This window comes from Desulfovibrio inopinatus DSM 10711, assembly GCF_000429305.1.
In the GTDB taxonomy this organism is placed as follows: Bacteria; Desulfobacterota; Desulfovibrionia; order Desulfovibrionales; family Desulfovibrionaceae; genus Alteridesulfovibrio; species Alteridesulfovibrio inopinatus.
This window is the reverse complement of record NZ_AUBP01000002.1, coordinates 160,437-184,929: the sequence shown is the minus strand read 5'-3', so window position 1 is coordinate 184,929 and position 24,493 is coordinate 160,437. Positions and strand designations below refer to the sequence as shown.

At 49.1% G+C, this 24,493-nt stretch carries 16 protein-coding genes; 7 read left to right on the top strand and 9 right to left on the bottom strand.

The genetic code is table 11. From position 1 onward, the window contains the following. The first annotated feature begins 810 nt into the window (after window positions 1-810). Window positions 811-3,249 (top strand): methyl-accepting chemotaxis protein, encoded by a 2,439-nt coding sequence (locus tag G451_RS0103170; protein ID WP_027183126.1) that lies wholly within the window; start codon window positions 811-813, stop codon window positions 3,247-3,249. Window positions 3,250-3,471: 222 nt separating this feature from the next. On the opposite strand, the gene G451_RS0103165 is transcribed toward G451_RS0103170, so the two are convergent. Beyond that, on the bottom strand, window positions 3,472-3,681 hold the full coding sequence (locus G451_RS0103165) for a hypothetical protein (RefSeq protein WP_027183125.1): 210 nt from the start codon (window positions 3,679-3,681) through the stop codon (window positions 3,472-3,474). A 241-nt stretch (window positions 3,682-3,922) separates the two neighbouring features. Here G451_RS0103165 and G451_RS0103160 point away from each other — a divergent pair, with 241 nt between their 5' ends. Further along, window positions 3,923-5,599, top strand: coding sequence for a GMC family oxidoreductase (locus G451_RS0103160; RefSeq protein WP_027183124.1), 1,677 nt, complete (start codon window positions 3,923-3,925; stop codon window positions 5,597-5,599). A gap of 52 nt (window positions 5,600-5,651) precedes the next feature. Further along, window positions 5,652-6,203, top strand: coding sequence for a twin-arginine translocation signal domain-containing protein (locus G451_RS0103155; protein WP_034640521.1), 552 nt, complete (start codon window positions 5,652-5,654; stop codon window positions 6,201-6,203). Window positions 6,204-6,211: 8 nt separating this feature from the next. Here G451_RS0103155 and G451_RS0103150 read toward each other — a convergent pair whose 3' ends face one another. The 4 genes from G451_RS0103150 to G451_RS0103130 all read right to left on the bottom strand — a co-directional run bounded on the left by G451_RS0103150 (window position 6,212) and on the right by G451_RS0103130 (window position 12,160). Further along, complete coding sequence (locus G451_RS0103150) at window positions 6,212-7,123, bottom strand: caspase family protein (protein ID WP_027183122.1); 912 nt, start codon at window positions 7,121-7,123, stop codon at window positions 6,212-6,214. Between the two features lie 148 nt (window positions 7,124-7,271). After that, complete coding sequence (locus G451_RS27260) at window positions 7,272-8,240, bottom strand: Hint domain-containing protein (RefSeq protein ID WP_084448335.1); 969 nt, start codon at window positions 8,238-8,240, stop codon at window positions 7,272-7,274. 390 nt (window positions 8,241-8,630) lie between these two features. Further along, entirely contained in the window at window positions 8,631-10,841 is a 2,211-nt protein-coding gene (locus G451_RS32190; protein WP_051261078.1) for an ATP-binding protein, read from the bottom strand. 8 nt (window positions 10,842-10,849) lie between these two features. Beyond that, a complete protein-coding gene (locus G451_RS0103130; RefSeq protein WP_027183121.1) occupies window positions 10,850-12,160 on the bottom strand; it encodes a sigma-54-dependent transcriptional regulator in 1,311 nt (436 codons plus the stop codon). A gap of 900 nt (window positions 12,161-13,060) precedes the next feature. Between G451_RS0103130 and G451_RS27250 the strand changes: the two genes are divergently transcribed. Then, window positions 13,061-15,361 (top strand): methyl-accepting chemotaxis protein, encoded by a 2,301-nt coding sequence (locus G451_RS27250; protein WP_051261077.1) that lies wholly within the window; start codon window positions 13,061-13,063, stop codon window positions 15,359-15,361. A gap of 141 nt (window positions 15,362-15,502) precedes the next feature. On the opposite strand, the gene G451_RS27245 is transcribed toward G451_RS27250, so the two are convergent. After that, the gene (locus tag G451_RS27245) at window positions 15,503-16,051 is read right to left on the bottom strand and encodes a DUF3841 domain-containing protein (RefSeq protein WP_051261076.1); all 549 of its coding nucleotides are present in this window, start codon (window positions 16,049-16,051) and stop codon (window positions 15,503-15,505) included. Beyond that, a complete protein-coding gene (locus G451_RS0103115) occupies window positions 16,048-17,874 on the bottom strand; it encodes an APC family permease (RefSeq protein WP_211236325.1) in 1,827 nt (608 codons plus the stop codon). Before G451_RS0103115 ends, G451_RS27245 begins: the two co-directional genes overlap by 4 nt. A 303-nt stretch (window positions 17,875-18,177) precedes the next feature. Here G451_RS0103115 and murB point away from each other — a divergent pair, with 303 nt between their 5' ends. The 3 genes from murB to G451_RS0103100 all read left to right on the top strand — a co-directional run bounded on the left by murB (window position 18,178) and on the right by G451_RS0103100 (window position 21,986). Continuing rightward, window positions 18,178-19,161 (top strand): UDP-N-acetylmuramate dehydrogenase, encoded by a 984-nt coding sequence (gene murB / locus G451_RS0103110; RefSeq protein WP_034640518.1) that lies wholly within the window; start codon window positions 18,178-18,180, stop codon window positions 19,159-19,161. 99 nt (window positions 19,162-19,260) lie between these two features. Beyond that, window positions 19,261-20,748 (top strand): GNAT family N-acetyltransferase, encoded by a 1,488-nt coding sequence (locus G451_RS0103105; RefSeq protein ID WP_027183118.1) that lies wholly within the window; start codon window positions 19,261-19,263, stop codon window positions 20,746-20,748. Between the two features lie 5 nt (window positions 20,749-20,753). Then, window positions 20,754-21,986 carry an MFS transporter gene (locus G451_RS0103100; protein WP_027183117.1) on the top strand — a complete coding sequence of 411 codons (1,233 nt, stop codon included), beginning with the start codon at window positions 20,754-20,756 and terminating at the stop codon, window positions 21,984-21,986. A gap of 188 nt (window positions 21,987-22,174) precedes the next feature. Here the strand turns inward: G451_RS0103100 and G451_RS0103095 are convergent, their stop codons facing one another. Both G451_RS0103095 and G451_RS27240 read right to left on the bottom strand, forming a co-directional pair. Further along, complete coding sequence (locus tag G451_RS0103095; protein WP_027183116.1) at window positions 22,175-22,624, bottom strand: VOC family protein; 450 nt, start codon at window positions 22,622-22,624, stop codon at window positions 22,175-22,177. Between the two features lie 351 nt (window positions 22,625-22,975). After that, on the bottom strand, window positions 22,976-24,466 hold the full coding sequence (locus G451_RS27240) for a sodium:solute symporter family protein (RefSeq protein WP_051261075.1): 1,491 nt from the start codon (window positions 24,464-24,466) through the stop codon (window positions 22,976-22,978). Window positions 24,467-24,493 lie beyond the last annotated feature (27 nt).

Genomic DNA, 24,493 nt, shown 5'->3' with positions numbered 1-24,493 from the left:
CAATTCATACCACAAGTAGCGACATTGTGCTTCAACAAATTTGGTTTCTCTTCTCAGAAAGCACAGAGTTGAATAGTCAACAAAAAAACTGTTGGGCATTCTTGCTCGTCAGCCTTGAACTTATGCTTTTTCTTGGTGGGAAAAGAAAACATGCAGCTCGCCTTTTGCCTCCCTGAACATGATGTACGGGAGCAGGCTCTCAACTTACAGCCGGTGAATCATATCCAGAAACAATCTCTCTCAATTTTTTGTAATTCCATACCAATAGATCTCAACAAAACAGCTCCATCAGTATGAATAAAATGATGAGGTTACTATCGACGTGTTGTTTGGCATACCAGAACACACTTAGTTATTCTCTGAACCAAGGGGAAACAAAGCTGCGTCGCATAACTATCTGTTTGTAAACATTTACTTCGATACAAAATTATACAGCATGTTGCTTCTTCACGATCCAACGTTCATCTCAATCTTATGTATCGATGAGCTAGAGTCCATCCGAGCGCCATTACGATAAACATTGTTTATAAAATATTTGCCTTTTATTAAAAAAAAGAGTTATTCATTTTATTCATCTCCAGGCGAGATGAGTTTACATTTACATGTAAACATTTTGAAACTTTTGTTTTTTTTGAAAACTTTGTTGCGCAAAAAAAACAAAAGGGAGAGATCTACTGCAGTATCATTCTCAACTCTGAATACAATTTATATCAAATTGTATGAGCTGATACAAAATTCTAAAAAAATAGCTAACCACATAACTGCATCAAACAGCAAAACATAAATACGTCAAACCATAAGGAGCAGACAATGAAGGACATGCCTATCGGATTAAAGTTGTCGATTGGATTTGGAATCGTCCTCCTGTTGCTCATGGTTTCTGGAGGTGTGTCCTACTATTCGATGGCCCAAAATGTTCAATCATTTACTCAATATCGAGTTCTGGCCCGAGAAACGAATCTGATGGGACAAGTCCAAGCGAACTTGCTTATGGCACGTTTAAACGTCAAAAATTACCTTATAACTTCCACCCAAGAATACTTGGATGAATTCAAAGGGCACATGGAGAAAACAAAAAACTTTATGTCCGAAGCTCTTCATGAAATTCACGATAGTGAACGAACTCCCTTGCTACAAGAAGTCAACACGCTTCTCGAGCAATATAATAAAAATTTCAACAATGCCGTTACGCTGCAAAATAAACGCCTTGAACTAGAAAAAATATTTGTGGCCAATGGCGCAAAGATTGTTTCGTTGTTGATCAATATCATGGAGTCATCCAAAAATGACGGAAATGCTATTACTGCTTATCATGCTGCTCATTTAATACGTAACGTATTACAGGCTCGTTTAAATAGTGCACTTTTTCTTTTTTACAACGATCCTAAGATCGTCAAAAAAGTGCATAATAATTTCTCAGAGTATAAAGAAAACTTTACGATACTCCATCGTGAGTTGCGAAACATTGACCAGGGCAACACACTGAAAGAAGCTGGCGAGCTCACGGATCAATACTCTAAGGCATTCGACGAAGTCGTCGAGGCGGTTATCCAGAGAAACGCTATTGTAACTGAAAAACTAGATACATGGGGACCGATTATTGCTAAACACATTGATGACGTGAAACTTTCAATCAAAAAAGACCAAGATACCCTGGGCCCTATGGTTCAGGCTCAGAGCGAATACTCGCAAAAATTGGTTGGTATATTATCGATTTCTGGCGTCATTATAGGACTTTTCTTCGCAATTATCATCTCGCGCATTATCACTCGCCCACTTGTTCAAGCCACGACCTTTGCTCGTGCCGTGGCCGCTGGTGATTTCCAAAAAACAATCTCTGTACGTCAACGCGATCAAGTGGGTAAAATTTGCGACGCGTTACAAGATATCAAACTTTCCGTCTCCAATGCGACCGGAGAAGTCGAGCACATCGTCTCGAAAGTAGAGCATGGTGAATTGAAGGCGTTTGGCGATCCCAGTAAGTATACGGGCGAATTTGCTCGATTGGTGGAGGGAGCCAACACGTTGGTTGAAGTGTTTTCCAACTTTGTCGATCATCTTCCAATTGGAGTCATGACATTATCTTCGAACCACAAAGTCAAATATCTTAACGAAACAGCCCAAAAGATTGCTGGCGTCAATTCCGGCATGGACGCGACATGTTCGGATTTATTCAATACGACAGACTGTAATACCGAGAACTGCGCATCCGATCGCTGTATGCATACGCAAAAAGTCGTAAACTCAAGCGCCGTTTCGCATGTGGGCACGACAACATATGAAATAAGCTACAGTTCTACCCCGTTGAAGACTCGCTCCGGTGATATCGTTGGTGCCATGGAATCCATTATTGATCAGACAGAAATCAAGACCGCCCAAAAAACGATGATCAATGTCGCCGAGCAAGCCAATGATGTCGCAGATCGAGTGGCTGCGGCAGCCGAAGAACTTTCGTCCAAAGTGGATCAAATCAGTCAGGGAGCAGAACTCCAGCAAGATCGCGTCGGGGAAACTGCCACGGCTATGGAAGAAATGAACGCCACAGTGCTCGAAGTGGCCCGCAATGCGTCCATGGCATCGGAACAGTCGAATAATGCAAAAGAAAAAGCCGACGAAGGTGCTGATTTGGTAAACAAAGTCGTAGACGCTATTCGTAATGTCAACACGGTTGCCAAGCAGCTCCAAGACAACATGCAACGGCTCGGCCAGCAAACGGAATCGATTGGCGGCATCATGGTCGTTATTTCCGACATCGCCGACCAGACCAACCTGTTGGCGCTCAATGCGGCCATCGAAGCGGCTCGAGCTGGAGACGCTGGCCGTGGATTTGCCGTGGTCGCCGATGAGGTCCGTAAGCTGGCAGAAAAAACGATGACCGCGACGAATGAGGTTGGGAACAATATTCGTGCGATTCAATCCGTTGCCAATGAGAATCTCAAAAGCGTTGAAAGTGCCGTGATAAGCATTACCCAAGCGACGGAATTGGCCAATGGATCGGGTGAAGCCCTAGACCATATTGTATCACTCGCAACGGAGAGTTCCGTGCTGATCAGCAGTATTGCAACCGCTGCGGAACAACAATCCGCAACGTCGGAACAAATCAATAGAGCGATTGAAGATATCAACCGAATTGTGTCTGAAAATGCTGATGGAATGCGACAGTCATCTGACGCAGTCCAGGACTTGGCACAAATGTCTTTAGAGTTAAAAAATATCTTGGACAGCCTGGATCAAAAGCAATTGACTTGATCGGATCGAGGATTTTCGGACATTGCAGGAAGACAATTTCCTGATCTTGAACATGGTCTCCGGCTTTCTTCGGAGACCATGTTTTTTTACGAAAACGCATCATTATCGCTCTCCCTCAAAGACGAAAGAGCCCACGACAATACGACAAAGCAGACCTGAAAACGACGGCGACGCATGCCCACAGGCCTATGCGTCGCCGTATTGTCCGAGCAGTGCTCAAAGCTATTTCTTTTCGTCGGCAGCACACTCTTTGCAATCCTTGACCACATTACCGCCAATCTTGGTACAATCGGCTTCACTCTTGGTGATTACACACGTTTTTTCAACGCAACACATTGCACCCTTGGAAAAATCTTCCGCGCCCAGAAGAAGACCGGCAAACGCCGGAGTTGCAGCCATAAACATGGCGAGAGAAAGAACAAAGGCTTTCATAAAAACTCCTGTGCAGGTTGCGGCCCCGAAGGCGCCCCATTCTCAAGAAGGCGTTGTTGAGGCCAATACGGGATAGAGATAACAATTCTATATCTTGACTCCATTATTGCGTCAATTCCTTCCCGCCTCAACGGCTTCTCTGTTGTCGCTCATAGACGAGTCCAGTATGATTGAAAAATAAAAGGGAATATCAGACACCGAACAGAGAGGTCCTCTGTCGAGCAAGGAAAAATCCAACCTTATGATATCATTGGAGGAAGAGACGTTGTCTCGTCGTGAATTCGACGTTATCGTTATCGGGGCCGGTGCGGGAGGGCTCATCGCCGCGTGGGAACTCTCTGCGCGAGGCCTGCAAACTCTTCTCCTTGAGCGAGGCCCGCGCTTTTCACCCGGTCACGACTATCCATTCGGACGCCCCGGAGGCGAATTCCTCGACCCCTTCACGCCACACATTCCTGACACCGTTGTTTCTGAAAACAAAGCCTACCCTCCTGGGATTGAGGAACTCCGCACCACGTTGTTCGAGACCGCTTCGTCGCGACGTCTACACTATGCTCGGGCCTGCGGTGTAGGCGGATCAACTTTACGTTACCAGGCTGAAGCACACCGCTTTCCTCCGCATACATTTCGTATGCACACCCTGTTCGGCCAGGCAGTGGACTGGCCTCTCACGTACGACGACCTCGCACCCTACTACGCCCGGGTGGAAGATATATTAGGTGTAGCTGGTGAACCCCATCCGGCGTTTCCTCGACAAGGCCCCTATCCAAACCCTGCGCACCGCTTGAGTCCGTCCAGTCTGCGTATAGCCAAGGGATGCCGTAGACTCGGTTGGACCTTGAGCCCGAACACGCTGGCAATCCTCAGCCGCCCCTATCGCGGACGTTTGCCGTGCGTCGGCTGCAAAGCCTGTGTCCAGGGCTGTCTGATTGGGGACAAGTCGAGTGTTGACGTTGCCGTGCTTCCTCAGGCGCTTCACTCTGAAAAGTTGGAGCTGCGTTCTGGGCTGGTGGCACTTCGGATTGCGTTGGGACGCAACGGGCGCGTCCGTGAAGTCCATGTCGTGGATGAACACACCGGAAAGCAGTCGGTGCTTCGCGGCAAGGCAGTGGTGCTTGCTGCTGGCGCGGTGGAGACTCCGCGGCTTCTCCTGCAATCAGCCTGTCCCGGACATACGTACGGCCTCGCCAATAGCTCAGGACTTGTCGGCTGCAACCTCATGGAGAACATCCACGCCGGAGTATGTTTCTATTTCCCTGAAAAACTCGACACTCATAAAGGCGTTCCTATTGACGGGAAGGTCTTCGATTTCCTCTCCCCCTCAACAAGCATGGTGCCGGGACGTGGCTGCACAGTAAGTACCTTCGGTGCTCCGGACTTCGCGCGAACGCCCGGAACGTTTGCCCTGCGCCTTGCCCCTGGCATTGGACAGAGACATCGGCGGTTCGTGGAAACACGTTTCGGTTCCCAAGCTATGGTGTTTGCCACGGCCGAATGTCTTCCCCGAACAACCAACCAAGTCCGTCTTGCGACAGAAACGGACCAATACGGCGTGCCCAAGGCTCTCCTCGATGTGACACTTCAACCGGATGACGTGATCGTACTGAAGCAACTGCTGGACGCATGTATGACGCTGGTCGAGGCAACAGGAGTTGAACACATCGCCGGCACAATGAGTTCACTGGATGATGCTTCGGGATCACACCTGTGCGGGACAGTCCGCATGGGGAACGACCCGACATCCTCGGTCGTCAACGCGTTTGGCCAAAGCCACGATGTGCCGAATCTTTTTGTACTCGATGGTTCCATCCTCTGCACACAAGGTTGTGGGCTTTCGCCGTCATTGACGATTCAGGCTTTAGCCTTGCGCGGTGCCGAGTACCTGGCAGACTGTGCCATTCGGGACGAACTCTCCTGATATACTGCTGATTGCGCCCACTATGGCAACAACGGAGTGTGAAGATACAGACATGGATCGACGAAAATTCATCGCACTGGCCGGAACCGGAGTGGCGCTTGCCGGCATGGGGACTTGGGTATGGCGCAAAACGCGCACCCACCAGTCAACATCGCTCGCGAACGAAATGCTCGTACGAATCTTGGGTGTGGAGGATATCAACGACAGGGATACGCTCGATCTGTACACACAATGCCTTCATGCCGGAGGAGCGGTCTTTGCGTCATCGTGCGGCATCGTCCTCAACTGGGTGGAACAAACATTCGTTGCCGACACAAAGAAAACGGTGGACTGGGATGGATTCAGTCGCCAGATAGCCGATGTTGATACTGATGCAGACATCCCCGGCCCCGTCCTCTTTGCGTTAAAAATTCTTCAGACATATGCGGTTATGATTTTCTATAGCTCGCCTGAAGGATGGGCACTATGCGGCTCCAACAAGCCACCGGTCCAAAATACGCAGGTTCACACCCTGCTCCGAGATTGGCGATTTCCAAGCTGCGACCTTCCCTGCCACGCAGTGAAACGAACGTTTTTCGGCCCACCCGATCCTCTCCACTGGTAAGACAACGATCAGTTCTTTTGCGCGCTCTTGGTCGCACCCTCAGGTGTACCAGGAGGTGCAAGGAGAATCATTCGGCTCAATCCCTCCGGATCGGTCAGGGTCGGCGTCTGCCCGTTACGCCTGGCCACTTTCAACGCATTCGGCTGCTTTGGGCGCTCGCGCATCACGGTACGTCGAGCGCTCGTGAATGCCGCTTCCATATTCGGGGCACCATTACGGATTGCCTCAGTCAGCGCGTGAGTAAACAATCCAACACATGTCTGGGGTGAGAGGAAGGCGTTCTGGTTGGGTTGGGCTGCGGCCATCAGAGCGGCGGTTTTGGCATCATAAGCCATGATTTGCTCATCTGAAATCGCCAGGCGTTGTGCCGCGCCCCCATGACAAGTATCAGCAATGAGCAGTTTACGCGTTGCCGGTATCGCGTCGAGCAGACGCCCCAGCTCGTCATCCAAGAGCCATTTTTTTGTGAGCACGGCTTCCAAAACGCAAAACGGCTCCTGTGCGCTCCACAAGGAAAGTACCTCGTCCTGCCCATCACGCTCACTTCCATCGTCATTCGGCAACAGCAGACCATGCCCGAAATAGTAGATGATCACGATGTCATCAGGGCGGCTCGACTCCGCCAGCCACACCAAATCGTTGATGACAGCATCGTAGTGCGCCTGCTGATTCGTCAAACGCCGGAGATCCTCAGGCGCGGTGCCCAGGGCCCTGGAGAGAACGGGAATCAACTCATCGGGTCCATGGGAGCAACATGCTGGCGCTGGTGGTGCGAAGTATGGAACGCAGACGCCAATGGATAGAATGAAGGAACGCGCCACAACGCCCCCTGCAGCTTCACCGCCAGCCGCAGGACAAGAAAAAACACAAAGCGCAAGCAATGCCACCAGCCCGCAACGCGACAATCCGGAGAAAAACATGGCCACCAATCCCCTCAAAGTTACTCTTACACGACGAGGGAAACAGTACACGACCCCAGGGAACTTGGCTACTCGTGGCGATAGCTTGGACTGGTGGAATCATCAGATACAATTGAGAAGAGAGTGCGGTATGCTCCCTCATATATCATTATGCGACGTTCTTGACCACCTCGGGGCACAAGGCATTTTTTCGTTCTTCCAATTGTTGTTTAATATGACGCGGTATCTGGCGCCATGATTTTGCTCTGGGGTAGTCGAGTTCATTCATAATAGGCTGGTCAGGATACAGTTTTTTGTATTCTTCATAAGTATCAAACATGGCGCGCGAAACATTGTCGATGTAGCTTTCGGACAATGTATTGTGAGCGCTGACAAGTGCATGATCTTCCAATTCTATATGATAGTAATAGTCAATCGGCTCCCCGGTGTCAGAGGAGAGGATAGTCTTGCCATTCACCATGGCGTTCGCTTCAACCAGTATCTCGTTATGTATGAGGAAGGCGTGGTCAGGTGAAACAAAAAGGTCTTTATTCGGCGTATTTTCACCGAGACTCCCTGCTCTCAGGAGTATCGGATTGGGATTGATGCGGGTGACGTTGGCAATTCCTGTGCGCTTATCTACTGCCAATCGGTGTATAAACTTGATCGTTTTGGTCGTACCTTCATCGAAGCAACTTTCCAGTTCGTCACCAATCGCGAGTGATTCGACGGGTGTCGGTCCATTTTTCGTGTCAATGAGAGTCCCTTTGAGAAAGCAGATAACGACCGTCTCCAGCTCGGAGGACTTCAAGTCGGTAGAGCCGGGGGTTTCGTCTCCGAGTGTTATGGCACCCGCGTCGACAGGGCTCAACTCATTGCGATCGTAAGGAATATAATAGGAGGCGCCCTGAGTAAAGATTCCCCAGTTATTCCCTGACCCGTCTGTTATATAATATCCACAATAAGTATAATTGCTCAAGAACCAATAGTCCACAGAACTATCGAGTAACATATCTCCATCAACGTCAATTATACCATCATTCATCTCCACAGTCTTCGTCCCAGTCCAGCTCAGAGTGGTTCCGTTATCAGATGACCCGTTAAGCGCTACGTATTCCGTCGTGCTATAAGTAGCCATGTCGTCCTTCCATGTGAGTATAAATTATTGATACTGTATCTTATTGATTTCATAATTCATGAAATCAACATCATGTGTTTGTTGAAACATTTCAACTTCAATAAATATGTGTACTAGAAAACAACAATCTGTTATTGCATCAATAACATACGTATAAATATGAACAATACCATACATAACAATTATATTCTTTTGATTTATTATTGATGATCAGAGTACTGTCTTAAAATGACACCGTTATGCATACTTACCAAGTAGCTCTACAGGAGAATAACATCAAAAGACGAACAGTCAACATGAAAAATAAATCATATCAGACTGTTACGCCTTCTATATTTCTGAACAAAACTTCCGGTTCGAAACGCTTGTGGGAGGGGACGTGGAAGAAAACTACAGAATGCGAGAGGTAATCGTGCGCAGTTTGCGGCAACGGCCTTTGAGAGTCGGAATTTTGCTTCGCAATTCTTGGGGGGAATGGAATTGTAATGCGGTTTCAAAATCCTCAAGGAGAGCCACAAAATCTATGGCCTTCAAAAGCGCAGCGGTCCCTTTCAGGGAATGGAGCATTTGCGCCGCTTTTTCTGTGTCGTTTGCGGCCAGCACCAAATCAAGTTCGTCGGGGAAATGCTCTACCCGGTCTCGAAACGCGTTGAGTTGGATTTTGTAAAACTCGACGTCACCGCAACAGTCGTTCAAAGCGGCCTGGAGATCAAAGCCCGATAAGGTCATAGCGCCTGGCGAGTGTCCAATGTTGTTGGCACTTTCCTGGGCGCATTCTGGAAAAATTCGGATCAAACAGGCATACAGCGCCTCTCTGCTCACGGGTTTAGCCAGATAGTCAACAAAACCCGCTTCGCGAGCCTTGCGTATGCTTTTCGCTGTCACATCTGCCGAAAGTCCTACGATTATGGGCGCATTGCTGCCCAGGGATTCCTGGAGAGAAAGGGCGACTTCAATGCCGCTCATTTGCGGCATGTGCAGGTCCATGAGAATGAGATCATACTGTGCATTCGACACGTTCCGAAGTGCCTCGTGACCGTTTTCGACCGCCTCCACGATCGCCCCAAGGGATTGCACCATTCTTGTCAAAATACTCCTGTTTATTGCAGTATCTTCCACCAGTAAAATTTTGACGGTGCGGGCAAGCTGTAACCGCTTTCCTTCATGATCGCCGTAAAATTGTCTTGGTGGATTGTGAACGGAATTCCAATCGACATTCTGGTCTGTCGCCAGCGCAAACGGAAGGGTCACTGTAAAGGTGCAACCTTGATGAGGCTTACTGTCCAGGTCTATAGTCCCTCCCATGAGCGTCACGAGACGTTTACAAATCGCAAGTCCCAAACCTGCGCCGCCATGTGTGCGCGTCGTAGATGTGTCTTCCTGAGTAAACGGCTTAAAAAGGCTATCCAGTGCCTGGGGATTCAGACCTATACCTGTATCGCGCACCTCGAATTCGAGCCATGTCTCTCCAAGTGCGGCTTCACAATCCGACGCGTTTCTGGAGACAACACAGACCTCTCCTCCTGGAGTGAATTTCATAGCGTTGTTGGTCAGATTCAGAAGAATTTGCCCAAGCCTGAACGAATCACCCACAAGCCAGCGAGTCGTTTGTGGTGCTACGGTAACAGAGAACGCAAGTCCTTTGGTCGACGCAGCGAGACGGCATATCTCCTCTAATCTTTTCATCACTTCGATCAAATCGAATGAAACCTTTTCTATTTCCATCTCCCCTGCTTCGATTTTTGAATAATCAAGGATGTCGTTGAGCAAGGCCGACAACGATTCCGAGGCGGCATGAATGGTCCTCAAGTCACGAGCCTGTGCTGAAGGCGATTCCATGAGCATTTCCGCAGTGCCCATGATGGCGTTCATGGGGGTACGTATTTCATGGCTCATGATCGCGAGAAAATCGCTTTTTGCGCGATTGGCCGTTTCTGCAGCTTCTTTCGCTTTGGCAAGGTCTTCGTGGAGCCTGTCGCCAAGGAGCATGGTGAGACACCCAATGAAGAAAATCTGAAAACTCGATCCCGCAAGCAACAGGATCCTGCTCATATTTCCAGATGAAAGATACGTGTCAGCGGAGATCATAAAGACCGAAGTGATGGTCCAGCAGGTATAAAAAGTTCCCATCACCCCGAAGAGCAAGCCGGCAAGAGTATACGCGCGGCGTTTCCTCCACCAGAATTCGCTGGCGCACAGGAAAAGGCTGGTTATTTGCGGGATCATGCTTATAACAATGCGGACGACAAGCCTATCATCAAGGTAGGCAAACCAGATATGAGCAGCCAGGGGAAATAGAAAAACACACCACTTGACGCCCCACAGCGGGCGTTTGTTCATAAAGACTCTACAACCTGACCAGAGAAACAGCCCTCCTGAAAACAAGAGGCCGTTTGCCACGGGAAGAGCAATAATTTTAGGCGCGATGCCCTGCAGGCCGATAAGAATTACCCCCACCCCGGCAATGATGCACGCGCCACCCCACCAGCTGGTAGCACTTCGAATTTCGACCATCCTTCTCAAGAGCAATATGGTGACTCCGCTCACAACCCACAGCAGGCCGGAAAGGAGCAAAAGAGTGCGGATATCGAGAAGGCTCATCGACAAACTCAATCCTGGCCGATGCCGTATTTTTTCAACAGGGTGTAGAGTTGTCTGGAGGATACTCCCAGCGCGGCGGCCGCGCGTGTCCTGTTGCCTTGTGTGCGTCCCAAGACGAGTTCGATATGTTTTTTTTCCGCAATAGAGCGAGCTTCCAACAGTGATGAGGGTTCACCTTGTGCAATTGGCGATCCGGAGCCAAAAACAACATCCGAGGTTTCTATCCTGTTAAAAAGTGCCATTTTCAGCACTCCCTCTGTTTGAGACTGGAGAAGTCTTTTCAAAAGCTCTTCCAATCCAGCGAACTCACGGATGAAAGCAGTTTGCGAGAGATGCTTGAGAAGATCATGATCAAGAGCTTCAACACGAGTTTCCAATTCACTGTTGAGCTGCTGCCGCATTGCCTCCACCACAACAGGAATGTCCTCGTTGCGTTCGGCTAAAGTCGGCAGCATCAACTGGAGCGCGCAATACCGGTAGAACAAGGAGTTTCCCACCCATTGTTTCAATTCATATGGGGTGCTCTGAGTAGAAGTGATGTAGACAATTCGATTAAGGTTGTCTCCCTCCGTCGGGGGAAAACGCTTTTCCACTGCAATAAACAGCTCTTGAAGAATATCAGGTGGGATTTGATCGATATTTTGAATCAACAATGTTCCCACGGTGATGTGACTATTCAACTCGTCGGTCAGTTGAGCGAACGGATCATCATAGTCTGCACAGTCGATTTCAAATAAAGGACTTTGATGACGTTTGCTCCACGCATGCATCCTGCGGGCAAGCGCAGCCCTCCCCGTACCGGGAACTCCTACCAACAGAACGTTTCCTCCATTTTCCGCTAGTTGTTCCGCTCTATGCAGTACATTTTTGAATGTTGCACCACGAGTAACAAGCCTACATGACTCGATATCATGAGTATAATTTTTTCCGGAATGTTCAAACGATCGTTGTTTGATTGCGGATGAAATCTCAACAAGCAGTTTACTCGTCGGTGTTCCTTTAACAAAATATGAATACGCACCTTTCCGCATAGCCTCTACAGCTGTCTCTACAGAAGCATGAGCCGTAATTATTATGACTTCGATGCCAGGATAATATCTTTTTATGATTTCTAATAATTGAATCCCATCTATGTCGAGCATTTTAAAATCTGCCAAAACAAGATCAAATGTTTCAGTATCAAAAGCGTCCAGTGCGTCTTGAGAAGTTCTAGCAATTTTTGCTTTAAATCCAGCAGAAGTGACGACATGCTCAAAAAAACGTGCATCTATATCATCATCTTCTACAATAAGTATTTTGTTTTTTTGAGAAGAAATCATAGGCCCTGGTGCTTTCTTTCAAGAGATGCAAGATAAATCATATCACAATATCACTTTCAAGAAACAGAACAATCCAGCGATACTGGATAATACATACAAAGATTCTACTCATTATCTCTATATGATTCAATGTAAGGCAGCAGTCAAGAGCTGACTGAAGTACGAGGATACCTCTTACCTTTTGAATAATCATCAAATATCCGGTCCTGCCGCCGCAGGAATCTGAATATACGCCCGAAAGCATCGCAAGTCAGTTGAACAGCATACAAGCACTCTTCAAGGTGTAGGTTATTTCCTCCAGGATTGGAGAAACAAGCGTGGGGTTATGGATTCGTCAGTCCGAAACAAGTATTAAATATAAAATACCTATCATATGCATACGGGAAACACATCACAGATACCGTTATAAACTCACTATAAATATGGCACATGGCGCTTTCCAGCGCATCTTTCAAAGAGATTCTTTTTTTGCAATCACAACTAATAAGTGGAAGACATTCCACAGAGCCCAATCAACGTGCTTCCAACATGCGTCTGTGCTATCACGCAATTTCCAAGGCGAAATATACACACTGCATTATCACATTAACCACCTAATTAAATTGTTATTCAACCAAACGATGACCAAGGTCAATGTCGAGTCAACACAAGCTCATACCTTGTGTTTTTTGATGTTTTTGTACATAAAATGTACAGAATTCCAGTCAAGTTAGAAACTCATTTCGTTCAATATTATACAAAAAAACCGAACAAACGAGATGCTCGATCATTGCATCAAGCACTTTTTTATATTAAACAACAAACACTCAATTCGAGCACCTATCAATATTACTCCAAGCAATTGCCATTGTTCCACATCTATTCATAAATAAACAATTAATAAAAAGGATATCACCCGTTATGTTCAAAATTCGTTCTATTAAACAGAAATTTGCCTTCATGTCTGGGGTCTGTCTTATTGTGTCCGCTTTCTGTCTCATTATTTATGGACTTATATCAACGTCCAATACGAACAGACTTGTTTTGAACAATGTAAGCAAAATCTTAAAAGAAAATGCCTTTCAAAATCTCGAATCGTTGGCATCAAGTCAGGCTGGAGTTGTTCAAAGCGCTTTGCAGGACAATCTTGATTCGGCACGGGTCATTGCCAAAGTTTTTGAAACATTAAAGCTCAAAACGTCTGTTGATGCCAACGAACTCCGGGATATTTTCAACGAAATCCTACTTGGTGTACTTGAAAATAATCCGACATATCTCGGCGCGTATTCTGCCTGGGAACCGAACGCGTTGGACAATCGAGATGCTGAGTTTGCTGGAGACAGCGCAGGTGGATATGATGCAACCGGGCGCTTTATTCCCTACTGGAACCGCGATAAATCAGGGAAAATAGCTCGCCAGCCTCTCGTCGGGTATGAAGATCAAGATACGTATGCCAATGGAGTACGTAAGGGTGGCTGGTACTTAGCCCCCAAGGAAAGTGGAAAAGAAAGTGTCCTTGATCCCTTTCCTTATATCGTGCAAGGCAAACAGGATTGGCTGACAACACTTTCTGTACCGATCAAAAAAAACGGTCAATTCTTAGGTATTGCTGGGACAGACCTGAGACTAGATTTTTTACAGGAGTTGGCCACAGAGGTAAACAATAACCTTTATGAAGGCAAAGGCGACGTCGTTATTCTCAGTTATGAAGGGCTCGTTGTTGCCAACAGTGACAATCCTCAAAGTATCGGGAAAAGCGTCTCAACATTGTTTTCCAACTTTCATGAAGTGATAGACAAAGTACAACGCGGGGTCCAGTGGGTAGGCATAAGTGATACATCAGGCAATATAGTGGCTTATGCCCCTATTCAACTCGGTCGTACAGATAAGCCATGGTGTATGTTGCTTCGTGTGCCCGCAGATATTGTTTTAGCGAAAGCGAACACTCTTCAATCCACCTTGAACGAACGTGCTGATGAAAGTATAAGCTGGCAAATTGGAGTAGGTTCCGCGATCACCCTCATCGGCATAATCTTTATATGGTTCTTTACCGGAACCATTTCCCGTCCAATTCAAAAATCAGCGGCCTATGCCCGTAACGTTGCAAATGGAGACTTTAATCAACATCTTGATGTCAACCAGGCGGATGAGATTGGTGTTCTTTCTGATGCCCTGAGAACCATGGTAGAAAATCTCAAAGGAAAAATTGCCGAAGCCGAAGCCAAAGGAGAAGAAGCAAGGCGAGAAACTGCAAAAGCTAAAGAAGCAATGACCGAGGCTGAAAAAGCCAAAGCGCGTGCCGAACAAGCGAAAGCAGAGGGAATGCTCCACGCTGCTACGCAGCTTGAAGATGTGGTGGAAATAATCACATCGGCTTCAGAAGAATTGTCCTCCCAGATAGAACAAGCAAGTCATGGAGCAGAAGAACAGGCACACCGCGCCAGCGAAACTGCGACCTCTATGGAAGAAATGAACGCCACTGTTTTTGAAGTAGCACAAAACTCCTCACACGCCGCCAACACGGCGGATCAGGCCGCACAAAAAGCTGAGGAAGGAGCAAAAGTTGTTCGTCTGGCCGTTGGGAGAATTGCTGACGTCCAACGTCAATCCCTGGAAATGAAAAGCGATATGGGGCTCCTTGGACAGCAAGCCGAGGACATTGGCCACATCATGAATGTCATTTCCGATATTGCCGACCAAACCAATCTTCTTGCTCTGAATGCAGCCATCGAAGCAGCTCGAGCTGGCGAAGCTGGACGTGGATTTGCTGTCGTCGCGGATGAAGTCCGTAAATTGGCGGAAAAAACCATGAGTGCGACAAAGGATGTCGGTGACGCTATCCAAAAGATACAAGACGGCACCAAGAAGAACATTGAAAACGTCGAGCGATCGGGAAAAACAACGGAAGAAGCAACGGATTTAGCAAATCAATCCGGCGATGCATTACTTGAAATCGTTTCTTTGGTTGAATCCACCTCGGACCAAGTCCGATCCATTGCCACAGCTTCCGAAGAACAATCTTCAGCGAGCGAAGAGATTCATCGAAACGTTGAGGACGTCAACCGAATTTCATCAGAGACTTCGCATGCAATGCAGCAATCAGCACAAGCCGTCAGCGAGCTGGCGAACCAAGCACAGGTTTTAAAAACGCTCATCCAAGAGATGACCGCCGAAAGCAATGCAACACAGGCTATTGCCTCCGGTCCGCGCATGCTTTCATAAGAGGAACTCTGGCAGGAGCCACCTGACTGACACTCGTCAACAGAACGGATTGAGGCCGGACATTTTTTTGTTCACCGGCCTCAATTTGTTTTTTCTGATTAGGATAAACGAATTTGCCCCCACCCTTCTCTCATTTCAACATTAACGCGACGTAAAAGGTCTCGCCTCTTTGACCATAGACGCTTCCAGAACCCAAAACGTCGCCTGAATGAGCTCAATTTCCCCACACCAATCGGGATCGCGCCAGGAATCAAAATCAAAAATTTTTTCCCAACTGCGTTGCTTCTCTTGCTGTTGCTGTTTGGGCGATATCGTAGCGGCACGCATCTCCCACGCGTTGTCCTCTGCTTCTGAAGGTGCAAAGTACCAGCCGTTGAGACAGTAATGCCACGCCATGAAATCGGAGAGCAGAACCAAGGAACTGTCGATCTCGATCGTAAGACGCACTCCAGGAGTACCCGGGGCGAGATAGCCACTGCAACGGAGATCCGGCCGTGGTGTTGCCCAGGCCCAGACGGGATATTTCCCGGATTTTCGGGGCCGCTTCGGAAGCCGGCATTCCATTTGCGCAACCATCCAGCCGTAAGCGTTATGAAATCCAGCCATAGAACGACGACCATCGCCAATCAGGTATCCTCTCTGCAGAAGGGCCTCATAGGCGGATTGGGAAAGGATATGATAAAAAATCATATAATCAGCCGAACTCCCTTGAGGTCAGCCAGACCGTACATGAAGTGATTTCCAGGAGAACCGATAAACATCAAATTTGTGGGTACATTCCACTTGTGCGACAGCTCATCAATGAGCTCCGGTCCAAACTTTCCTTCGATGACAACGAATTCGATTTCGATCTCTGGATAGGCCTCATTCAGGAATTCCAGATCGTTCGCCAGCCGTGGCGGAACTTCGTCCTTCGCACGAACAATAGTGACCACCTTGATTTTGTTCGTATGCTCGTTCTGTTGAACATACAGCATGGCACGATTCAAATTGGCAAGATTGTCGCCACGAGTGAAGAAGACCATCTCCTGGGAGTTGATCTTGTCAATGATAGCACGCATCTGTTGGGTTGTGCTGGTCATACGCTTGATCAAGAACATGAGCACGGAGCGCACAAGGAAGAGGCACGCTTGTAAGATACGGATGCGGCCGAGCATGACAACGACAACCAGCAGTGCCGGAATAAAATATTCGAGGAACACGGCGAGATAAGACGGATTCAGCATGGCGTTGCCGATCAGGCCGGTGATGACAGCGGCAATCGCGATCATAACCGAGGCGAGCGGTGCGGTCTCCGGTCTTGGCAGGCTGGCGCGTTTTGTCTTGAGATACAAATTGCCGAGGCCGAACAATGCCATCACGGTCAAAAACGAGATCGTGTAGACCCCAGCCAGGGCCTTGAGTTCGCCTTCCGTGATCAAAAGGACCGATACGGTCAAGAGAAAGAAGGTGATGACAATGCGGTGTGTTGTCCCCCGCCGATTTACCTTGAGGAAAAACTGCGGCAGACAGCGATCAAGGGTTATACGTCGAACGAGACCATTCACGCCGACAAAACTGGTCAAAACCGCGCCCGAAAGCACGAGTGCAGCGTCAACTGACACAAGTAAAGACAGCCAATTCCCTCCAGAGATAGTACCCATATGTGCGAGGAGCGCTTCCTGATGAGTCGTGACATCCTGCATGGGAACCAAACACAACGCCAGGAGGGCCATGCTTGGATTGATGATCGAAACAGCCGTCCACATATTTCTCAGCGTCTTCGGAAAGACGCCTTCGGCCTGTTCTTCGACATAGTTCGCCGAACTCTCAAAGCCGGAAATACCAAGAAGCGAAGCGGAAAATCCAAAAAACAAGGCTACGGCAAAGCCGCCCTCACTCGGGGTGGCGAGATTCTGATAAAAGATACCAAGACCGTTGTGGACAATAAAAAGACCGCCAACCCCAAGCAAAAGAGCCATACTCGTCAGATGAAAGAGAAAAATAACGATGGCCACCCCGGCAGACTCGGATATCCCGATAATGGTCAGGATCGAAAAAAACGCCAGCACGCCGATGGTCGCACCGATGATCGGTATGTTGCTGTAAATAGCATGAACATAGTGCACGGCTTCGCTGGCCGAAATGACGGCGGTCGCCATATAGGAAAGCACGGTCAGGCAGGCCGCTATGGACGCCCGAAACTTGCTTGTGGTGTTGAGCAGAGCGTTGTATGCGCCACCGTTCAAAGGCAGTGCGCCGACAACCTCCCCGTAAATGGATCGAAAGAGATACAACACCACAGCGACCATAAGGAGCGCCACGGGAGCCCATCGACCGGCATAAAGAATAGCCAGCGCGGAAACATAAAGGCATGACGAGGTGATGTCGTTGCCGCAGATAGCGGTTGAGGGCAATGTGCCCATTCCGCCTTTTTTATGCGATGTGATAGTACTTACGGGGGCCAGATCGTCAGGAGCCCCTTCCGTGGACGACTCAACATCATTGAGCTGACTCTCGGTTACGCTCGCCATAACGAAACACTCTCTTTGCTACCGTTTCAAATGAACCCTTTGAAAAGAGCCTCGGTTTTGTTTCCAAATTATTGCAATCAGATGAGCCATAATGCAATGATAACCTTGGCCAAGAAGGGAGTCATCCGTTTTCGTTACACATGTCGAATCTTCTGAATACTGACATTTTCGCCGTAACTTCTCCAGGTGCAAACTCAAACGTGCTGCTTCCGTTCTCTTGGGGGCCAGAGCCAGCAATCCTCATCCCTACTCATCACAAAAATCGCACTGGACTGCCATCTCAACCAACGATAAAGGCCCGTAATGGACAAAGACGCAATTCTCACCGATCTACAAAAATTTTTGGCCCCATCCAGCATTCTTGTCGATGCGCCATTGGCGCGGTTTTGCACATGGAAAATAGGCGGTCCGGCCGACATCCTGGTTTCTCCTGCATCTGTGGAAGAGGTCGCGCAGGTCAAACACTACGCTCATCAGAACGCGCTCCCCATGGTCGTCATCGGGAGTGGCTCTAACATTTTATTCGATGATGCCGGTTTTCGTGGAATTATTATGCGCATCGGGGAAAGTTTGTCCGAGTTTTCCATTGATACGAACGGATTTGTCCGCGTCGGCGCAGGCATCTGGACTCCAGGCTATGTCCGCCGCGTGGCCAGCGCGGGCTTTGCGGGCTGCACCCACGCTATTGGTATTCCCGGCTCACTGGGAGGCCTTATTGTTATGAACGGCGGGATGTATCGAAAACGAATCGGCGAACAATTAGTTGAAGCAACAGTGGTCCATCATGACGGAACCATTGGCACCCTGTCGCACCAAGACTGCGCATTCGGCTATCGTTCGTCCCGGCTGCAGCACGAAGACATAATCCTCGTTGGCGCAACGTTCCAATATACACATGGCAAAACGACAACACTGCGCCGCGAAATGCTCAACACGTTGCGGGAGCGAAACCGAAAATTCCCGCGCAAACTCCCCAATTGCGGCTCGGTGTTTCTAAGCGAGCCCACCCTCTATGAAACGGTAGGCCCCCCGGGAAAAGCCATTGAAGAGACCGGACTCAAAGGCGAGCGCTGTGGCGGAGCCGTGATATCACCACAACATGCCAACTTCATCGTCAATACCGGCGGTGCAACCTCGGCAGATATCCTGCGTCTCATTTCAAAAATTCGCGCCGCGGTGTATGCACGCACCGGCCATAAACTGGGATGCGAGGTCAGACACCTTCCTCCCACCGGCACCATGCAACCTGCCCATATCAGCGCAGATCAGTATTTTCTTCATGTGTGACTCCAATTTTCGCTGCTCAACGAAAAGAGTCTCGACCGCCCCCTTCCCCTCTTCTGACTGAACGATTGAAGTTTTCCCCCGGAAATGAGAGGAATACGCATGAAAGACGTACCAGCCCACAATCGAATGTACAAAGCGGCTTTGGAAATTCCTTATGATGTCAGATTTATCCCCACCGTACAGCATTGCTCGGCGAACTTGCTGAAGCTAGGGGGAGGCGACCCGGAAGAAATACGTTCGTTTTCCTTGGCCTTGGACGAAGTCTTGTGCTTCATCATCGACGCCTATCCTGATGAAGACATGCTCGAATCCATTCATCTCGATATTGAGCTTTTTGATGATGGTGTCGTCATCGCCTCTATTCGAAACACCGGCCCCCCCATCCACGCGAGCCGCATTCCTCAGTACGATTCCGAAGCGCCCCTCTCGGATGTGGACGGACTGTGGTTTTACCTGGCCCGCAAGCTTGTTGATGACCTCCAATTTGTGAATCGTGGCATGGACGGCTGGCTTGTGGTCATAAAGAAAGCACTCGCCACGACCACGTTCAAAATGGCCGCACCACGTGCTGCAACCCATCATGCCAAAACCCGCGATTTTTCAATCCGATTGGCCGAACCGGGTGACGCCAGTGAGCTGATAGACTTAGCCTACGATACCTACCGGTATACCTATACGGACCCTGAATTCTATGATGAGAAGCAATTACAGAACGCCCTTGAATCCGGTCAGATGGTTTCTTTGGTGCTGACCACCGAAGGCGGGGGCATTATAGGTCAAATTGCGTTTTACAAAACACCTGAGGAAAACGCCTGCGCGTATGTGGGTGGTCTGATGATCGGGACGGCCTACCGTCGGACACGCGCCGCCTTCATCATGACGCAAAAACTGGAAGAGTTCGTCGAGAAAAACCCGCTGGACGTGGACTTATACTGGGGCTGTTCCGTGACGGCCCATACGCTGTCTCAAAAATTGGTCGCCCGCATCGGCGCGCATCCTCTGGCGCTGTTTTTAATGGTGGGCCCCCCCGTAACATATTCCAATATGACGATAGATTCACAGGAACGTGAGTCGTATGTCTCCTACCTTCGATTGACCAAAGAAAACAAACTCTCGACGCTCTATCTGCCGGCACCACATCACGACGTGATGTCGCCCTTGTTGGCGCAAGTCAACTGCAACGCCAGCTTATCGGCCGACACCGCGGAGCCCGTTGGAAGCAGCACAACGTATATTGTACATGAGTTTATCAATGACAGTCTCGCCCACATCCGACTGAACGAGCTTGGCTCGCAGTGGTCAACGGACTTGCGGAAGAAGATATTCTCCTTACGCAACAAAGAAATAGACTCCATCGTTATCCATATTCCAGCCTGGCAACCGTTACCGCCCGACATTGATGCCGTGTTCATGAATCTCAACGCGGTGTTTTGTGGTGTCAGCGCTATCTCTGTCCAAGAATATTACGTGGTGTATTGTGCGCCGGTAGGCAATGTGAATTTTGATAATATCAATTTGGCGGACCCGCTGGCCGAGAGGCTGAAAGACTATATCCAAGGCCTCTACAAGACCATGCTGGGAGGCTAACGCGAATGCAGGAACAGAATACGGCCAACCGCGTGACCCGGAGCGGATTATCAATCCGAAAATTTGCGCTGCTGCTCATCGGCGTCAGCTCCGTCACCTGGATGGGGACCAGTATATACATCCCCGCCCTGTCCATCATTGAATCTGATCTGGGGCTGAACGCCACCCAAATGGGGACCACCCTCACCATTTACTATATCGTCTACGCGCTGCTCATGCCGCTGGTGGGACCACTGTCCGATTCCCTAGGACGCCGTGTTTTTTTGTTGTTGGGGTCTCTCCTCTTTTTGGCCGGAAGCATCAGTTGCGGTCTCTCCGATGGCGTTTCCACACTCTATATTGGACGTGGATTGCAAGGCGCGGGGGCCGGCATGCTTCAGGTTCCGGTCATGGCGATGGTCAGCGATGAATGCAGTGGAGAAGTGATGTACCGCATTTTAGGGATATTGGGAGCCCTGACCGGTATCATCCCCGCCCTCTCGATGATTCTGGGAGGCGCTTTGGCGCAGTATGGAAGCTGGCGAATGATCTTTTCGTTTTTAGCCGTGATTTCACTGGTCACGACCGTACTCTGCTGGCTTTACCTCAAGGAAAGCCTCCCTCAAGAGCGACGCACCAAAGCATCCGGCATCATTTCCGTCATCATGGGATATCGTTCCATGCTGTTTTCGCGGCAAATGCTCACCGTGGGAGGACCTCTCATCATCAGCGCCACGGCGCTCGGTGCGTTTTATACGACAGCGCCGTTTATTGTGAGTGACACGTTCCAGCTCTCCTCGGTGTACCTGGGCGTGGTCAACATTCTGTTTGTTGCTTCCGCCGCAGCAGGACAATACCTGTCCTCCAACGCCATCAAACGCTGTTCCGCTTCCACAGTGTATGTCATCGGCGGGATCATCGCCTTGCTGGGGGGATGCTCCTTCGCCGGGCTGCATGTCGTTTCTGCTTTGAACACCATGCTGATGCTCGTCGTTCCCGTAGCCCTGTTCGCGTTCAGTTTTGGATTCATGGAACCGGCCGGACTCAAATCGATTCTCACATCCTTCCACGCCAATTCCGGCATGGCTTCAGCCTTGTACGGAAGCCTCCTTCTCGCCATGCAAGGGCTGGGCAGCCAAGTGGCGGGCACACTCATGCACTTGCCCTCACCCCCCATCACCACGCTTGTCCTCATCATGACCCCGGTAGCACTGCTCATGGGCATCACCGCCATAACGGCCAGGGGGAATCTGCGGTAGTCGTGATGCATTCAAAAACATGCTGACAGTTTTAATGGTTACGATTTGGGGAGAGATCCCCAATGCAATAATTAAAAAAGGCAGCAAAATGACTCTTACTGGGAACGGCTCATAATGGCAGATTCCTCGTAATTCTCAATTTACTCTTCTCAATACCCCGGAATCCGGAAGGCGTATCGACAAAGAGATCAATTGTTCTGTATGTCATCATATTGCACTAACTCAATGGTGTTTCCTTCAAAATCCTTCATATATGTAGCCCAGACGCCAGGACGTAAATTTTGCGGATCGCAATTGAATTCTACGCCTTGCTTCACAAGTTGCGCGTGGAATTCATGAATCCCCTGTACGCTTAGAGCGAAATGCGTCAATCCGAAATCACACTGGTTAACAATATACGCAGGTTGTCCTTCAGGATGAATATAATGGAACAGCTCCACTTGAGCACCGTGTCCTCTCAACATGACAATGTGCGTCTCGGCATTGTTCAGCCCTACGACGTTGCTTAATGGGGCACCAGATCGACGGTTTGCCTCCCAAAGTATTTCGAAACCCAACAAATCTCGATAGAAATGAAGTGCTTTATTCATATCCTTGACGGAAATGGCCACATGATGAAAATGTAGAGTCATTGTCATTTCTCAACCTCTCCAGTCTGTTTCCTTCCCTGTGCTTCCCCGCGCCATGGGGGTGAACGCGAGGAAGCTGTTTTTGGGAAGGAGATTATTATTGAAAACTATTTATTTTCCCGTGCTTTCTTACGAGACACACCAATGAAAGCGAATATGCCATAAACAACCATCAAACCAACGATGCCGTACATCCACATTTTCGTAACGACTACATCTTCCATTGTCTCTCTCCTTACTCTTCTACATCTGCGTATGCTTTCTCAATGATCATGGTCAGAACCCAACCCACAACAACGCAGGCCACGATAAACATGAGTGAATTACCAAACAGTTCCCAAATAAACATGGTGCATCTCCTTACGCGGTCACAATAGTTTCTTGGGCGCGTTTCAGTTCCGTACGAGCTCTTTTGGTCAACAGACCGGGCTTAGTGTCCATGATCATGAGTGAGCCAACGCCAACCACCAGGCTGGCGAGCACGGTAATGTACACATTAGGGTATTCAGACAGACCGATGAGATGAGGAAGTTCCGTAAACGACCAGGCGCAATTGGCGATCCAGGCCGCGAACATCGTCAGTAGCGCCGCACCGTTGGATCGTTTCCAAAACAACCCGAATGTTACCAGGAAGAAGACCGGCACCAGCCAGGCAAAAAGCCAGTTAATGGCAGCGACAATGGGTGGCAAAAAGGCGGCCACACCAACAGCCAATATGGACAGAATCACGATACCCCAGCGGGCAACACGGCGTTCATCTGCTTCCGTGGCTGCCGGGTTGAAAAGGTTCTTATAGATGTCCACTGTAAAAATCGTGGCCGGCGTCATGGATGTCATGGCGAAAGTAGAGAGTACGGCGGCGAGAAATGAGGCGAGGAGCCATGCCACGAGCCAGAAAGGAAAAAGGTTCAGAATCATGGTTGGTGCGGCCAGTTTGGGCCCCATAGCGTGAAACTCGGGGATACTTTTGGCGGCCAACCCCATAGCGACCGTGAAAACACCAAACAAACCATTTACCGGAGCGGCAATCCATACGGCTCTTTTGACGGTTTTTTCACTCTTAGCCGACATGGCGGTTTGTAAAAGCATCTGGCTTATGCCCTGACAAAACACAATGGAAAGAGTCGCACCGAGGGCAAACGTCAGCATCAAATCCGGTGTTCCCCAAATGCTCAACATCCAATCTTGGTCTTGATTGATATAATAGTTTGTCACGCCTTCCCAACCCTGGGGCAAACTGGTCGTCAGCGCGAACCCGGCTACAATAAGACCTAAATACATAAACACCGTATTAATCAGGTTTACCCAGCCGATTTCTTTCATTCCGGCCAACACGACATACAATAACCCCAGCACAGCACCTAAAATGGCTCCATTCTGAATAGACCATCCGGTCATAGTGGCGATGATGATCCCCAACCCCTGGCATTCCAGAGTTAAAATCCCCCAAATAACCGCAGCCATAACACAGGAAACCACCAGTCGGGCCGTACTTCCAAAAAGCATCTCCACAAGCTCCGGCATAGTGGAAACGCCCAATCTGCGAGCCCAGCGACCGGTGGCCAAACAGGCCACCACCAGCAGAATCACATGACCAAAACTGAACCACATGCTGATGGCACCCATGTGCCACGCATTTTCAAACAATCCCAGGATGTGAACTGTGCCCAACACGGTAAGAGCCATTGTCACGCCCACTACGGCCACAGGCAGGTCGCGATTGGAGAGCAAAAAGGAGCCACTTGCTTCAGACTGAGCAGCCTGAGCTCGTTTTTTATGAATCCAATATCCGACTCCAAGTATGACCAATGCCTCGTACAAAATCACAGAGACAAGCAATCCGTAATTCATTCGCCTTCTCCTTGTGGTCGCAGGGTA